The organism is Actinocorallia libanotica (assembly GCF_039525175.1).
Lineage (GTDB): Bacteria > Actinomycetota > Actinomycetes > Streptosporangiales > Streptosporangiaceae > Actinocorallia > Actinocorallia libanotica.
This window is the reverse complement of record NZ_BAAAHH010000002.1, coordinates 39,745-54,184: the sequence shown is the minus strand read 5'-3', so window position 1 is coordinate 54,184 and position 14,440 is coordinate 39,745. Positions and strand designations below refer to the sequence as shown.

Genomic DNA, 14,440 nt, shown 5'->3' with positions numbered 1-14,440 from the left:
GTAAAACCGTATGGCCATATTGTTATTCGATCCCCCCGGGAGCCTCCTTGCGAGAACGCCTTCGGCCCGCCGCCGCGAGCTTGGCGGCCCTTCTGCTCTGCCTGCTGTTCTGCGTCCCCGCCGCCCCGGCCTCCGCAGGGTCCGGCCGGTACGCCGCGATCGACGATTACGTCCGGGACCGGATGGAGGCCACGCGCGTACCCGGCCTCGCCTACGCCGTGGTCGGCCCCGAAGGCCCGCTCCACCAGCGGTCCTGGGGCACCGACGGGCACGGGGAGCCGGTCACGGCCGCCACCCCCTTCCTGTGGGGCTCGGTCGCCAAGCCCGTCGCGGCGACCGGCGTCATGGCCCTCGTCCAGACCGGGCGGCTCGGCCTGGACGACAAGGTCGCCGACCGCCTGCCCGGCTTCCGCTTCGGCGGTACCGCGCACGCCGCCGAGGTCACGGTCCGCCACCTGCTCGACCAGACCGCGGGTCTGCCCGAGTCGGCCACCTTCAAGGTCGCCGACTGCCTGGACGCGGACTGCCCCCGCCCGGCCGAACGGCTCGCCGCCCTGGACGACGTGCGGCCGCTCGGGCCGCCCGGCACCGCCTACGCCTACACGAGCGCCAACTACCTGGTGCTGGCCGCCCTGGTCGAGGCGGTCACCGGACGGCCTTTCGCCGAGTACCTCCGCAGCGCGGTCCTCGACCCGGCGGGCATGGACGGAGCCATCGCGGACGCGGCGTCGGCGCGGAAGCGGAACCTGCCGCCGGGACACCAGCTCCTGTGGGGCTTCCCGTCCGCGATCGCGGACGGATTCGACGACTCCGGCGCGAGCTACGGCTACCTGGGCGGCGACCTGAACGACCTGGCCGCCTTCGCGTCGTTCCAGCTCCGGTCGGGCAGGACCGCCGGCGGGGACACCGTCCTGACCCCGGAGTCCGTACGGCTCATGCGTGAAGAGGGCGAGCTCCGCCCCACCGGCGCCGGAACCGGTTACGGACTGGGCTGGCGGGTCGGCGGCCTGGACGCGCCCCTCGACGACGCCGTCTGGCACACGGGAGCGACCTTCGGCTACTCGGGGATGCTGTTCCTGCTGCCGGCGCAGGGCACCGCGCTCGTCCTCCACCAGAACCTGCACGGCCTCCTGCATGACAAAGCGATCATGCAGGTCGGCTTCGGGGCCGCAAGCCTCCTGGCGGGCGGCGGCCCGCCCGCCGTTTCGTCCGCCTCCACCTACCACCTCGCTGTCTGGGGCACCACCGTCCTGGCCCTGGCGTTGAGCGCGGCGGCCGTCCGCTCGGCCTTCCTCCTCCGCCGTCCCGCTCCCGGCTCTCGGCTGCGCCGCACCGCCGCGGCCGCGGCGTGGGCCCTGGCGGGCGCACTCCCCTGGACGGCCGCGGTTCCCCTCGTCGTCCAGATGGGCCCCGGCCAACTGTCGAACTGGTTCCCCGACATCTTCATCGCGTTGTGCGCGGCGGCTCTCGCCGGTGCCGCCACCGCGGTCCTGCGTCTGGCCCGTGCGCTGCGCGGCGCCTCCCGTTGATCAATTGCTCCGAACAGCCGGGGGGAGCGGTGCGTCATAAGTGCTGTCGGATTCCCATCCGGGATGCTCCTGGCAGCTCGTCGGGGGAAGGCACTTTCAAGGAGATGACGATGAAGCGTGGACTTGTTGCGGTGCTGGCGGGCGCACTGGTGCTCTCGCCGGTCGTTTCGGTTCCGGCGGAAGCCGCCGCCAAGCCGAAGCTGGGCCCGCTCGGATACGGGAAGCTCAAGATCGGGCAGACGAAGAAGCAGGCGCGCAAGACCGGGCTGATCGTCCTGGAGCGGACCGACGGCGGGTGCACCGGGTTCGACCTGAAGGCCCACCGCACCCCCAAGGACGAGGTCGGCGGCTACATCTCCAAGAAGCACGGCGTGGTCGCGATCTTCGCGGCCAAGGGCATGAAGACCCCGCAGGGCGTCGGCGTCGGCGCGACCATGGCCCAGGTGAAGAAGAAGTACCCGGGCCTGCGGGAGGAGATCAACCACTGGTGGGTCCCGGCCCCCGGCGCCAAGAACAAGGCCCAGTACTGGTTCCTGTTCGACCAGAAGAACAAGCTCACCGAGCTGGGCCTGGTCTCCCCGAAGCAGGACTGCTTCAACTGACCCCGGGGAGATCCGCGGACGCTACGCGTCGACCTTGACCCGGGTGCCGATCAGGCGCGGGTCGGGGTCGGCGGAGCGGCCGTGGGTGGCGTAGAGGGTGAGGCCCACGAAGGTCAGGCCGCCGACGAGGTTGCCGAGGACGGTGGGGATCTCGTTCCACACGAGGTAGTCCGTGATCGAGAAGTCGCCGCCGAGCATCAGGCCGGACGGGAACAGGTACATGTTCACGATCGAGTGCTCGAAGCCCATGTAGAAGAAGAGCAGGATGGGCATCCACATGGCGATGACCTTGCCCGAGACGGACGTCGACATCATCGCGGCGACCACGCCCGTGGAGACCATCCAGTTGCACAGGACGGCGCGGACGAACAGGGTCAGCATCCCGGCGGCGCCGTGTTCGGCGTACCCGACGGTACGGCCCTCGCCGATCGTGCCGATCCGCTGGCCGATCTCGTTGGGATCCATCGAGAAGCCGACGGTGAAGATGACGGCCATCAGGACCGCGACGGTGATCGCTCCGGCGAGGTTGCCGACGAAGACCAGTCCCCAGTTGCGCAGCACCGAGCGCTTGGTGACGCCCGGCCGCCGGTCGATCAGCGCGAGCGGCGTCAGCGTGAAGACCCCGGTCAGCAGGTCGAACCCCATCAGGTAGAGCAGGCAGAACCCGATCGGGAAGAGCACCGCGCCGAGCAGCGCCTCACCCGTCTGCACCGTGACCGTCACCGCGAACGCCGCCGACAGCGCCAGGATGGCCCCGGCCATATAGGCGCGGATCAGGGTATCTCGGGTGGACATGAAGGCCTTGGCCTCGCCTGAGTCGATCATCTTCTTCACGAAATCGGGCGGGTTCACATAGGACACGGGGCACTCCTTCGCCGGGGGTGGGAGGCCCGCGGACTCCGCGGGCGCTCACGGGCATTCCGGAGTCTGTGCAGCGGAGATTTCCGTTGTGTGACACGGCTGGGAGCATCAAGTCACGTCGGTTTCACGCGCCGGCCGGCCCTCTGTGAGGGGCGGGGGGCGCGGCGGCGGCGCGCCTTCGCCGGTTCATATAGACAACGCTGTTTGAGCGAAAGCATAATTGTCGCCCGCGCTCGGGAAGACATGATCACCGCAGGGGCGTGGCCGGGGTCTGCGGCGGGGTGTCGAAGGAGCGGGGATGGACGGGCTGGGGTTGGCCGAGGGGCGGCGGCTCGGCGGCAGATACCGGCTGGAGGCCCTGATCGGGCGCGGCGGCATGGGCCAGGTCTGGCGTGCCGTCGACGAGAGGCTGCGCCGTCCGGTCGCCGTGAAGGTGCTGCCCGCCGAGCTGGCCGTCGCCGAAGGGGGCCTGGCGCGCTTCGAGCGGGAGGCGGAGACCACCGCCGCGCTCCAGCACCCCGGCATCACCGTCCTCTTCGACATCGGCGGGGACGAGGACGGGCTCACCTATCTGGTGATGGAGCTGCTGGAGGGCGAGGACCTGCGCGCGGTCATCGACCGCCATCCGGACGGCCTCCCGGTGGACCAGGCCGTCGAGTTCGCCCTCCAGCTCGCCGACGCCCTCGCCGCGGCGCACTCGCGGGGCATCGTCCACCGCGACATCAAGCCCGCGAACCTCTTCGTCCTCGACGGGGGCCGGCTCAAGCTCTGCGACTTCGGCATCGCCGGGCTCGCCGCCGCCACCACCCGGCTCACCCGGGACGGGGGATCCGTCGGCACCCCCCTGTACATGGCCCCCGAGCAGTTCCGCGGCGTGCCCGCCGACTTCCGCTCCGACCTGTACGCCCTGGGGTGCGTGCTGCACGAGCTCCTCACCGGAGCACCGCCCTTCGGCTCCGACGCGGGGCTGCCCGGCCTGCTGTACGCGCACCTGAACGAGCCGCCGCCGCCGGTCAGGGCCCGCCGCCCGGACGCTCCCGAGCACCTCGAACGCCTCGTCCTCTCCCTGCTGGCCAAGCCGATGGACCAGCGCCCTCCCAGCGCGGCCGCCGTCGCGTCCTACCTGCGCGAGAAGGACCCGGCGCCGCCGTCCGCGCCGCCGACCCCGTCCCCGTCCCCGTTCCCGCCGCCCGCGCCGCCCCCCGGCACGGGCGCGCACCCGCACCAGCACCACGCCGCGACGCTCCCGCCGGACCTCCGCTCCTCCTCGGGCCCGCTGTCCGGCAGGACGCTGGCCGCCGTGGGCGCGGCGCTGGCGGTCGCGGTCGCCGCCTGCGCCGTCGCCGTCTTCGCCGTGACCGGCAACCTCCCGGGCCAGAAGACGGCCGCCGCGCAGCCGAGCCCGCGCCGGTCCGCCCCCGCCGACTCCGCGGCGGTCCCGACCACCCCGACCACTCCGCCGCCCCTCAAGATCGTCTACTCGGTGACGGGAAGCGCTCCCACGGTCTCGGTCCTGTACATGCACCCCGAGGGCGGCTCCGCCTCCCAGCAGGCGGATCCCCCGTGGACCAAGAAGTTCGAGGTGGCGAAGTACACCTTCCTCCACGTCTCGGGGAACACGGGGACCTCCGGCGGCTCCGTCCGCTGCCGCATCAGCATCGACGGCAAGGTGGTCCAGGAGCGCTCCGGCAGCGGCCGCTTCGCCTCCGTCAGCTGCCAGTACTCCCCTTACCTCTCCCAGATCACCCCGGCCCCGGCCGGCTGACGCGGCGGGGGCCGGGGCGGTCGGCGGGTTCGCCTACTTCTCGCCGAGGAGCTTCTTCATCTGGTCGATCTCGGCCTTCTGGGCGGTGATGATGGCGGCGGCGAGGTCCTTGGCGGGGCCGTAGGCGCCCTTCTCCTGCTCGGCGGCGGCCATCGTGACGGCGCCCTCGTGGTGGGCGATCATCATCTCCAGGAAGCTCTTGTCGAACTTCTCGCCGGAGAGGCCGGCCAGGGCGGTCATGTCCCCCTCGCTCATCATGCCGGGCATGCCGTCGTGCTCGCCGGAACCGCTGTCGGAGCCGTGGTCCATGCCGTGGTCGGTGCCCGGCGCGCCCTCGGCGGGAACCTTCTGGCCCCAGGAGGTGAGCCACCCGGACATCGTGGTGATCTCCGGGTCCTGGGCCGCCTTGATCTGCGCGGCGAGGTCCTTGACGGCCTGGGATCCGGCGCGCTCGGGCGCGAGGTCGGCCATCTCCACGGCCTGCCGGTGGTGGGGGATCATGCCCTGCGCGAAGGCCACGTCCTGGTCGTTGTGCTGCTGGGCCTCGGCCGAGGCCGGCGCCGAGTGGTGCGCGCCGGAGGTGGCCGCGGGGCGGTCGGCGGAGTCGTCGCCGCAGGCGGCCGTCCCGAGCAGGAGGACGGCGGGAAGGGCGATCAGGCCGGCGGCGCGGCGGACGGGGAAACGCTTGGTGTTCATGCGTGGAGCTCCTCGGATCTGTACGGAGTGAAGAAAGGCATGCCGCCGGAGCGGCAGCGGCGCCCGAAAAGGTCGGGTACCGGGGCCTCTAGATCCGCAGGAGCTGGAGTTGCGCCAGGTCGGGCGGGGCGCGCTCCGCCGAGGTGCGCCGCAGGACCCCCGGAAGGGGAACGGCGGGGGCACCCGAGTGGTAGGCCGGAGCGGGCGGCAGGTAGGCGGCGCCGAGACCGGCGGCCGCGCAGTCGCTCACGGAGTGGACGGAGTGCCCGCCCGTGGAGTCGTGGTGGCAGAGGGACGTCGCTGAGGCGCTCTCCTGGGCCGCGGCGAGCGGGCGGGCGTCCGGATGGCGGGATCCGTCCGGGGAATGGGCCGAGTGGCCCGCCGTCCGCATGCCCTCCGCGGACGCGCCCAGGGAGAAGGCCGCCGCCGTCAGGCCGTGCATGCCCACCAGGCCGGTCAGTACCAGCAGGACCAGCACGAGAGGCACGCGTCCGAAGGGGCGAGTGCTCATCCTCCACCGATCACCGACCACCGTCACAGCCTATGCACCGGGACGGCTCTTCGTGACGGGGACCGCCGTCCGCCGCCCGAGCGGGCGTCAGATCTCGGTGAGGACGGAGCTCTGGAAGCGGTCCGGAACGCGGATGGTGCCGGGGGGAAGGGTGTTGGGGGCCAGGAGGAGGCCGCCGACGGCGTCGAGGACGAAGCGCCCCAGGTTCTCCCAGGTGCCCTCGGCGGAGGCGCGGCCCTCGGCGAGTTCGAGCTCGAATCCGGCGCTGGCCCGGAAGAGGAGCGGGCGCACCAGGCGCCAGCGCATCCACATGATCTCCGCGGGGACGTCCGTGGCCGTGCGCTCCACGGCGCGGATCGCCGGTCCGGCGTGCGGCCCGGCGAGCTCGGGCAGCACCCGCTCCTCCAGCGCGGGGTCGGCCAGGACCTGGATGACGAAGCGGGAGTAGTAGGTGGGCGGCCCCAGCCGGTCCAGGTGGATGAGGGTGGGCAGCAGCACGCAGGCGAGGTGCTCGCGCGGGTCGGCCGAGCCGGCGGCCTTCTCGGCCATGGCGCGGCCGATCTCGTCGGTCTCCCCGCGGTGCGCCCGGACGATCTCCAGGACGAGGTCGAGCTTCGTGCCGAAGTGGTAGGCGACGGCCGAGTGGTTGGCGGCGCCGGCCTCCTCGGCGATCCGGCGGGCGGAGACACCGGTGCCGTGCAGGGCGATCAGCCGTTCGCCCGCCGCCAGCAGATGCTCCCGGGTGGAGCCCTTCTCCGTCATGGCCGTCATTCTCCCATCTGTGAGAACCGTCTCCTCGGGCGTCTTGCCGTTCCGAGCGTTAAGGCGAGTGACTTAATATTACCCCCAGGATTAAGCCAGTTGACTTAACGATGTGCGACGTGCGAGGGAGATCGATCTGATGCAGGCGACGGACACCGTCCCCGCCGAGGGGGAGCAGGCGGCGGGCGCCGGAGGGGGGCGACGGCAGCCTCCCAAGGCGGTCATGTACACGATCGTGGGATTCATCCCGTTCCTCTTGGTGATGATGCTCGTCACCGTCTACACCTCGGCGATGCACCAGCCCGCGCCCCGGGACCTGCCCGTCGCGGTGATCGGCGCCGGTCAGCAGGCCGAGGGGCTCGCCGCGCGGCTCAACGCCGTCGAGTCGTCACCGGTCGAGGTCCGCACCGTCGCCACCGCCTCGGAGGCGAAGAGCCTCATCATGGACCGGGAGATCGCCGCCGCCTTCGAACCGCCGACCGCGCCCGGCGCCCCCGCCGCGGTCTACACGGCGCAGACCGCCGGCATGGGCCAGGCGTCGATGGCGCAGTCGATCTTCGGCGGGATCGCCGCCCAGCAGAACCTCCAGGTGGAGCAGCACGAGCTCGCGCCGCTGCCCGCCGAGGACAACATGGGCGTCTCCGCCATGCTGATCACCACCGGCTGGATCCTCGCCGGATACATGATCATCACCATGATCGGCCAGGGCGCCCCCGAGCTCTTCACCCTCCGGCGGGTGCCGGTCTACCTCGCCGGCTGGGCCGCGCTGATGAGCTTCGTGGTGTGGCTGATCGCCGATCCGGTCATCGGGGCGGTGAGCGGGCACGCCTGGGAGATGCTCGCGCTCGGCTGGGCGACGGTCTTCGCGGTCGGCCTGGCGCAGAGCTTCATCGTCCACCTCGTGGGCGGGCTCGGCTCGGTCGTCGGCGTGTTCGTCCTCATGTACCTCGGCGTGCCGTCCTCCAACCTGGGCATGCCGGTGAAGTCGATGCCGGGCTTCTTCGAGTGGCTGCACGGCGTCCTGCCGACACCCGCCGCCGGCGAGGCGCTGCGCTCGATCCTCTACTTCGGCGGTGACGGGGTGAGCGGCCACCTGCTGGTCCTCATGCTGTGGGGCGCGGTCTCGGTCGCGGGATCCGTGGCCCTGGACTCGGCCCGCAACCGGCGCAGGCCCGCCCACGACGGCGAGCGGGCCGCGGACGAGGAGCCCGAGGCCCCCGCCCCGGCCGTGCCCGCCACGGTCTGACCCGAATCCGCACCTTCTTCCCCACGAGGTTCTCCGTATGTCCTCCTCCAGCGGCCAGCACGCCGCCGTCTCCGCGAAGGGCACGTCGCCCGCGGCCAGGTACCTCCTGGTCGGACTGTTCCCGTTCCTCATGGTCGTGATGATGGTCGGCGTCATGCTGACGGCCATGCACCAGCCCGCGCCCAACCGGATGCCGCTCGCCGTCGTCGCCGCGACCTCCGCCCAGGCCGAGCTCACCACCTCCCGGCTGTCCGCCGCGACCGGCGAGGCGTTCGACCTGCGCACCGTCGGCACCGAGGCCGAGGCGAAGGAGCTGGTCATGGAGCGCGAGGTGGCCGGCGCCTACGCCGGGCCGTCCGTGCGCGGCAGGGGCCAGGCCGTCGTCTACGTCGCGGGCGCGGCGGGCGCGAGCCAGTCGCAGACCATCGCCAAGGTCCTCACCGGCTTCACCGCCGGGCAGGACGTCACCCTCCGGACCGAGGACATCGCCCCCCTGCCGGCCTCCGACGGCGCCGGCATCTCCACCCTCTACCTCGCCCTCGGCTGGCTCCTGTCCGGCGCGATCTTCGTCCTGGTCATCGGGAGCGCCCTGCCGCACCTGCTGCGGCCGCGGACCTTCGCGCTCGTCGCCGCGGGCTGGGCGGTGCTCATGGGCTTCGCCGTCTGGCTGATGATCGGCCCGATCATCGGCGCGATCGAGGGCCATCCGGAGCTCATCGGCGTCGGCGCCCTCGCCTCCTACACCGGCGCGCTGGTCACCGCCTTCTTCACCCGCCTGCTCAGCCCCCTGGCGGCGAACCCGGCACTCGCCCAGATCGCCGGGGTCCCCGCGATCGGCCTGCTGGTCATCCTCGGCGTCCCCGCCAGCGGCGGCGCCGTCTCGATCTGGATGGAGCCCTCCTTCTTCCAGTGGCTGCACGGCATCCTCCCGATGCCCGCCGTCCTGGAGACCGCCCGCTCCATCCTCTACTTCGACGCCGCCACCCTGGGCGGCCACATGACCGTCCTGCTGGTCTGGCTCGTCGCCGCCCTGGGCCTCAACTTCGTCCCGTTCGGCGCGAAGCCGCCCGCCGCACCCCCCGCGGAGGCCCTCCCCTCCCAGCAGGCCGTCCCCGTTCCCGCCTGACGGTCCGGCCGCGTCCCGGCCCGTCCGGGACGCGGCCGGGACCCTCCTCGTCCGCGAGGGGGCACGGAGGCGGCCCGCCGGAAGCCGTCCCGCGCCCGCCAGGCCGCGCGGACGCGGCCCGCTGCGCCCGGACTACGGGTAGGAGACGCAGGTGGTGCCGTTCGCCCGGACGTTCGGCTCGCCGGGGTACCGCCAGCGGCACACGGCCGTGACGTCGGTCTTGGTCGTGCCGTTGCCCTGACAGGTGAGAGAGCCGTTGTAGTAGAAGTACACCGGGTAGCCGTGGGCCGTGCAGTACTCGGCCATGTCCTTCATCGTGACGGTGCCGAGCGTCTTCGGCTCCGCCGGCGGAGCAGGCCGGCTCGGCGAGGGCGACGGCTTGGGAGAGGACGGCTTCTCGGTGGCCGGCGGCCTGGTGCCGCTCGGCTTCGGGGTGGCCTTCGGAGCCGGGGGGCCGCTCCGGTCCTTCGGGGTCCTGGACGTGCGGGGGGTCTGGGCGGGAGCGGGCATCGCGACGGCCTCGCGGTCCTCGGAGGGAGCGGGGCTCGACGGTTGGAGGACGGTGCCGGGGGTCTCGCCCGGCGGCCGGGCGGGCTGCCGCGTGAAGAGGTCCGGGGCGGCGAGGTGGACGGCCCCGGCGAGGACCGGGACGGCCAGGGCCGCGCCGACGATCCGGATCCGGCGCCTGCGCCCGTCCGGGGACGCGGGACCGGCCCCGCCGGACCGTTCCCGCCCGTCGCCGGGGGAGGCGTGGCCGTCGGCGGGGGCGTGGCCGTCGCCGGTGAGCCAGGCGGGCGCCGGGAGGGAGCGCAGGCGTTCGCCGACCTCGACGGCGGTGGGGCGCAGGGCGGGGTCCTTCTCCAGGCAGGCGCGGACGACGTCCTCCAACCGGCCGTCCAGGCCGTCCAGGTCCGGTTCGCCGTGCAGGATCGCGTACATGACGGCCGAGACCGACGTGCCGCCGAAGGTGTTGCGGCCCGTGGCGGCGTAGGCCATGGCCGCCCCCCAGGCGAACAGGTCGGCCGGCGGGCCGGCCGCGTCCTCCTGGAGGCGTTCGGGGGCCATGTAGGCGGGGGTGCCCACGGCCTGGCTGCCGGTGAGCGACTGGCTGAGGTCCAGGGCGCGCGCGATCCCGAAGTCGATCACCACCGGCCCGTCCGGGCCGAGGATCACGTTGCCCGGCTTGAAGTCGCGGTGGACCACCCCGGCCCGGTGGATCGCGGCCAGCGCCGTCACGGTGTTGAGGGCCAGCCGCTCCAGGGCGGCCCCGCCGCGGACCCCGGTGTCGCGCACCGAGGCCTGCAGGGACGGCCCGTCGACGAACTCGCTGACGATGTAGGGGCGGCCCTCCAGGACGCCGCTGTCGAGCACCTGCGCCGTGCAGAACGGGGCCACCCGCTTGGCGAGCTCCACCTCGTCCAGGAAGCGGGCGCGGGCGGTCTCCTGGGTGATGAGATGCGCGTGCAGGAGCTTGACCGCCACCCGCCGCCCGCTCTCGTCGCCGGCGAGGTAGACGGTGCCCTGGCCGCCGATCCCGATCCGCCCTTCGAGCAGGTACGGTCCCACCCGCGCCGGGTCCGCCGGCAGGAGCGGCGACAGTTCGGCCACGCGTCCTCCAGAGGTCCAGAACCACCGTGATCCTAGCGGTCGCGGGAAAGCGGCGCGGCGGCCGCGGGCGTCCGGGGAATTCCCCTCGCGGCCTCGCGGCACGGATGTGGAAGAATGTTCACGATTCACTCCCAGGCCGATCCGAGGGGGACGGGAATGGAACAGTCCGGCGGAAGGCCCTCCCGGGAGGAAATGGCGAAACTGCCTTCCGGCCGTCATCACCTCTCCCGTAACTACGTGGTCGGCAACCAGCTCGGACGCATTCTCCAGGCCGTGATCCAGGTCGTCGGGGAAAAGGGCTACGCGGGCCTCACCGTGGACACGATCATCGCCGCCTCCGGCGTTTCCCGGCGCACTTTCTACCAGCTTTTCAAGAACAAGGACGAGGCGTTCATCGCCGCCTATGATCTGGTCGCCTCGCGGGTGGCCGGGGCCGTGCGCGAGAGCATGACGGTCGAGGGGAGCCCGGTCGAGAAGATGAACGCCGGGCTGGCGGCGTTCCTGGAGCACCTGGCCGCCGAGCCGCTGGCCGCGCGGATGGCCATCGTGGAGGTCCTGGCGGCGGGCCCGGTCGCGATCGAGCGGCGCGACCACGCCAAGCAGCTGTTCATCGCCACCATCGCCGACTACCTGAGGCGGGCGGATCCGGACTGGGCGGAGCCGGAGCTGACCGGTGAGGGCATCGCGGGCGCGGTCCTCGAGATCGTCTACAGCCGTATCCGCCGGGGTGCCGCCGACACCCTGCCCTCCCTGTATCCGAGCCTGATCCGGATGTTCGCCATGCCGAGGCGGTCCCGCGCGGCGGACTGACCGCGCCGGCCGGGCGCCGGTACGGCGTGGCCGGATCCTGCCATACCGGTGGATGTCCGCAATGTCGGTCGGCCGTCACCCCGCCGCCGTGACGCGCGACACACCCTCCCTGCGGTTGTGCGCCGTCGGTGACGGCGGGTGACGATCCCCGCCGCGGCTTTCTGGGTCCGTAGGGCTCCTCCCGTGAGGCGGTATCGGCTCGCCGGAAGTCGATAAAGACCTTCTGGTCCGCTTTCCCGCAGGTGGCGGAAGATTGATAAATGCCAGCGTTTATGTTTCCGTTCGGGAGCCACGAACCACCCGCGGCCCAGGGCCCGGACCGCACGGCGGGGCTGTGGCGTTCGGCACCGCCGACCGGCTGTGCGGGGGCATACGGGGAAAAGGCCGGTCGCGCCGGACAGAAATCCCACTCCCATCCCTCAGGAAGGACTCCCGTCATGCGGAGGCTCTCCAGGATCGCCCTCCCCGTCCTCGGGGCCGGCGTTCTGACGCTCGGCACCGCGACCGCCGCGCTGGCCACGACCATCGTGGACGACTCCACCGGTCTGGGCTACAACGGCGACGTCGCGGTCACCAACATCAACAACACCGTCATCACCGGCCTCGGCCCCGGCATCGGCTCCATCTCGGTGACCTGCACCAGCGCGGCGCTGACCGCCGGCGTGGTCGCCAACGGCTCCAGCGGCTCGCTGAAGGCGGTCTCGCTGACCGGCTGCACCAACAACTACGGCGGCAGCACCACCATCAGCGTCAGCAACCTGCCCTACACCGGCGGCTCGGTCACCCACGACCCGGTCGCCGGCGGCCGCGACGGCTACCTGACCATCGACGCGCCCAACGCCGGTGTCGACGTGCGCGCGGTGCTCAACCTCACCAGCATCGGCAAGACCGAGATCTGCCACTACGGCCTGACGACCACCACCGACCTGGTCATCGATCTGTACAACAAGACCAACGCCAACCGCCCCGTCACCGGCAACTCCCACTCCCAGGGCGCGCTGACGGGCGAGAAGCTGCAGAAGATCAGCAACCCGGAGAACACCCCCGGGTGCCCCTCCACCGTCACCGCCAACGGCAAGTACCAGGTGCTGACCTCCCCGGGCGGCAACGACCTGACCCTCGCCCCCTGACCGAGTCCTGATCTACGGACAGGACCCCGCCCCATCCTCGAACGGCGGACCGCCCGGAGCCCCGGGCGGCCCGCCCACCCCCCAGAAGGACCCCCATGAGATCTCCGTTCCGGCGCCGCGGCCTGGTCGCGGCCACCGCACTGGCCCTCGGCGGCGCGCTGTTCGGCGCGGTCCCCGCCGCCTCGGCCGAGACGATCCCCGGTTTCAGCTTCAGCAAGTGCCCGGCTCTGCCCGCCGGAGCCGACCCCGAACTGTGGATGTGCAACGTCGCCGTCATCAACGGCGGCCACCTCGACCTCGGTTCGATGGTGCAGAACATCACCTCCCCCATCACCCTCACCTACGCCGTCGGCTTCGACGGCGAGACCGGGGAGCAGACGGTCCTCGTCGGCGCCCTGGAGTCCGAGAAGTTCAAGGTCATCGACGGGATCTTCGGCGACCCGTTCTTCACCGCGGTCTACGCCAAGCCCGAGTACGCCGGGTTCATGGACCTGCAGGGCGGCGACATCCTGATCAACCTCAAGTTCAAGCTGAGCAACCCCAAGCTGGGGAGCAGCTGCTACGTCGGCAGCAACGGCGACCCGATCAAGCTGCGCATGATCTTCGGCACCACGAACCCGCCCGCGCCCAACCAGCCCATCTCCGGCGAGTTCCCCACCGAGGTCTCTCTGGACCCGCTGGTCTACAAGGCGACCATCGTCGACAACTCCTTCGCGGTCCCGCAGGCGCGCAACTGCGGCCTCCTCGGGCTGGGCTCGCTCAACTGGGCGGTCGACCTCTACGCCGGGCTGCCCTCCCGCGCGGGCAACAGCGCCGCCGTCTTCAAGCAGTACCTGCACTCCAAGACCTACGCCGAGATGGGGAGCTGAGGATGAGGGGAGTGTTCCGCCGCGGCAGGCACGCCGCCCTCGGAGCCGCGCTCGTCGCGGCGGCGCTGGCCGTCCCGACCGCCCCGGCCGCCGCCGAGGAGCCCGCGGTCCCGCCGGGACTGGACTTCGAGGACTGCCCGGCCCTGCCCGAGGGCGCCGATCCCGAGCTGTGGTTCTGCAACACCGCGGTGGTCGGCGGCGGGCGGCTGAAGCTCGGCAGGATCGACCAGGAGATCAACGCCCCGCTCAAGATCACCTACGCGACGGGCTACGACGCCGAGACCGGCGAGGAGCTGCCGTTCCTCATGGCCCCGATGCGGGGCCAGGTGCGGATCGACGGCGGGCTGGCCGGCATCCCCGGCACCGACCGGCTCAAGCTGCTCCAGGTCCACGCCCAGCCCGAGCTGACCGAGCCGCTGAAGGTCACGCCCCCCGTGGCCAGCCGCACCTGGTTCCTCATCAAGATGCGGATCAAGCTGGTCAACCCGATCCTGGGCAAGGAGTGCCACATCGGCAGCGCCGCGAACCCCGTCACCCTGGAGATGGGCATCGCCCCCACCAGCCCGCCCGCCCCCAACGAGCCGATCTCCGGCTCGGCCCCCGTCACCCTGCCCGGCGACCCGCCGGTCTGGAAGATCGGCCTGGTGGACAACGCCTTCGCGGTGCCCGGCGCCGTCGACTGCGGCTACAAGGGCTTCCTCGACAAGGGCGTGAACTGGCGCGCGGGCATCCCCGCGGCGGCCGGCAAGAACACCGCGGTCTTCGACCTGTACCTGGTCTCCAAGCCCTACAGCGAGCTGCCGGCCTGACCGGCGCGTCCACCCGGGAGCGAACGGGAGAAGAATGAGGCGGGCCGCCCTTTTCCCCGGGGCGGCCCGACCCACTCCCGTCTCAGAGCGTACAAGGCGCGAAGTCCGCACACCCC

14 protein-coding genes are annotated in these 14,440 nt (G+C 72.1%); 9 read left to right on the top strand and 5 right to left on the bottom strand.

Annotated features, from left to right (window positions below; genetic code table 11):
- Positions 1-47 precede the first annotated feature (47 nt).
- Together ABD140_RS03290 and ABD140_RS03285 are read left to right on the top strand one after the other, a co-directional pair.
- Positions 48-1,529 carry a serine hydrolase domain-containing protein gene (locus ABD140_RS03290; RefSeq protein WP_344236528.1) on the top strand — a complete coding sequence of 494 codons (1,482 nt, stop codon included), beginning with the start codon at positions 48-50 and terminating at the stop codon, positions 1,527-1,529.
- Positions 1,530-1,639: 110 nt separating this feature from the next.
- Positions 1,640-2,131 (top strand): hypothetical protein, encoded by a 492-nt coding sequence (locus ABD140_RS03285; RefSeq protein WP_344236526.1) that lies wholly within the window; start codon positions 1,640-1,642, stop codon positions 2,129-2,131.
- A gap of 21 nt (positions 2,132-2,152) precedes the next feature.
- Here the strand turns inward: ABD140_RS03285 and ABD140_RS03280 are convergent, their stop codons facing one another.
- Positions 2,153-2,992 carry a formate/nitrite transporter family protein gene (locus tag ABD140_RS03280; protein WP_344236524.1) on the bottom strand — a complete coding sequence of 280 codons (840 nt, stop codon included), beginning with the start codon at positions 2,990-2,992 and terminating at the stop codon, positions 2,153-2,155.
- A 298-nt stretch (positions 2,993-3,290) separates the two neighbouring features.
- Here ABD140_RS03280 and ABD140_RS03275 point away from each other — a divergent pair, with 298 nt between their 5' ends.
- The gene (locus ABD140_RS03275) at positions 3,291-4,757 is read left to right on the top strand and encodes a serine/threonine-protein kinase (protein WP_344236522.1); all 1,467 of its coding nucleotides are present in this window, start codon (positions 3,291-3,293) and stop codon (positions 4,755-4,757) included.
- Positions 4,758-4,790: 33 nt separating this feature from the next.
- Here the strand turns inward: ABD140_RS03275 and ABD140_RS03270 are convergent, their stop codons facing one another.
- The 3 genes from ABD140_RS03270 to ABD140_RS03260 form a co-directional block, all read right to left on the bottom strand.
- Positions 4,791-5,453, bottom strand: coding sequence for a DUF305 domain-containing protein (locus tag ABD140_RS03270; protein ID WP_344236520.1), 663 nt, complete (start codon positions 5,451-5,453; stop codon positions 4,791-4,793).
- A gap of 88 nt (positions 5,454-5,541) precedes the next feature.
- Positions 5,542-5,964, bottom strand: coding sequence for a DUF6153 family protein (locus ABD140_RS03265; protein WP_344236518.1), 423 nt, complete (start codon positions 5,962-5,964; stop codon positions 5,542-5,544).
- Positions 5,965-6,051: 87 nt separating this feature from the next.
- The gene (locus ABD140_RS03260) at positions 6,052-6,726 is read right to left on the bottom strand and encodes a TetR/AcrR family transcriptional regulator (RefSeq protein ID WP_344236516.1); all 675 of its coding nucleotides are present in this window, start codon (positions 6,724-6,726) and stop codon (positions 6,052-6,054) included.
- 139 nt (positions 6,727-6,865) lie between these two features.
- On the opposite strand from ABD140_RS03260, the gene ABD140_RS03255 reads away from it, so the two are divergent.
- Both ABD140_RS03255 and ABD140_RS03250 read left to right on the top strand, forming a co-directional pair.
- Complete coding sequence (locus tag ABD140_RS03255) at positions 6,866-7,972, top strand: ABC-2 transporter permease (protein WP_344236514.1); 1,107 nt, start codon at positions 6,866-6,868, stop codon at positions 7,970-7,972.
- 37 nt (positions 7,973-8,009) lie between these two features.
- Complete coding sequence (locus ABD140_RS03250) at positions 8,010-9,098, top strand: ABC-2 transporter permease (RefSeq protein WP_344236513.1); 1,089 nt, start codon at positions 8,010-8,012, stop codon at positions 9,096-9,098.
- A gap of 132 nt (positions 9,099-9,230) precedes the next feature.
- On the opposite strand, the gene ABD140_RS03245 is transcribed toward ABD140_RS03250, so the two are convergent.
- Complete coding sequence (locus ABD140_RS03245) at positions 9,231-10,706, bottom strand: serine/threonine-protein kinase (protein WP_344236512.1); 1,476 nt, start codon at positions 10,704-10,706, stop codon at positions 9,231-9,233.
- A 192-nt stretch (positions 10,707-10,898) separates the two neighbouring features.
- Here ABD140_RS03245 and ABD140_RS03240 point away from each other — a divergent pair, with 192 nt between their 5' ends.
- The 4 genes from ABD140_RS03240 to ABD140_RS03225 all read left to right on the top strand — a co-directional run bounded on the left by ABD140_RS03240 (position 10,899) and on the right by ABD140_RS03225 (position 14,324).
- Positions 10,899-11,516 (top strand): TetR/AcrR family transcriptional regulator, encoded by a 618-nt coding sequence (locus tag ABD140_RS03240; RefSeq protein ID WP_344236510.1) that lies wholly within the window; start codon positions 10,899-10,901, stop codon positions 11,514-11,516.
- A gap of 437 nt (positions 11,517-11,953) precedes the next feature.
- The gene (locus ABD140_RS03235) at positions 11,954-12,646 is read left to right on the top strand and encodes a hypothetical protein (protein ID WP_344236508.1); all 693 of its coding nucleotides are present in this window, start codon (positions 11,954-11,956) and stop codon (positions 12,644-12,646) included.
- A 95-nt stretch (positions 12,647-12,741) separates the two neighbouring features.
- Complete coding sequence (locus ABD140_RS03230) at positions 12,742-13,515, top strand: hypothetical protein (RefSeq protein ID WP_344236506.1); 774 nt, start codon at positions 12,742-12,744, stop codon at positions 13,513-13,515.
- Positions 13,516-13,517: 2 nt separating this feature from the next.
- Positions 13,518-14,324 (top strand): hypothetical protein, encoded by an 807-nt coding sequence (locus ABD140_RS03225; RefSeq protein WP_344236504.1) that lies wholly within the window; start codon positions 13,518-13,520, stop codon positions 14,322-14,324.
- Positions 14,325-14,440 lie beyond the last annotated feature (116 nt).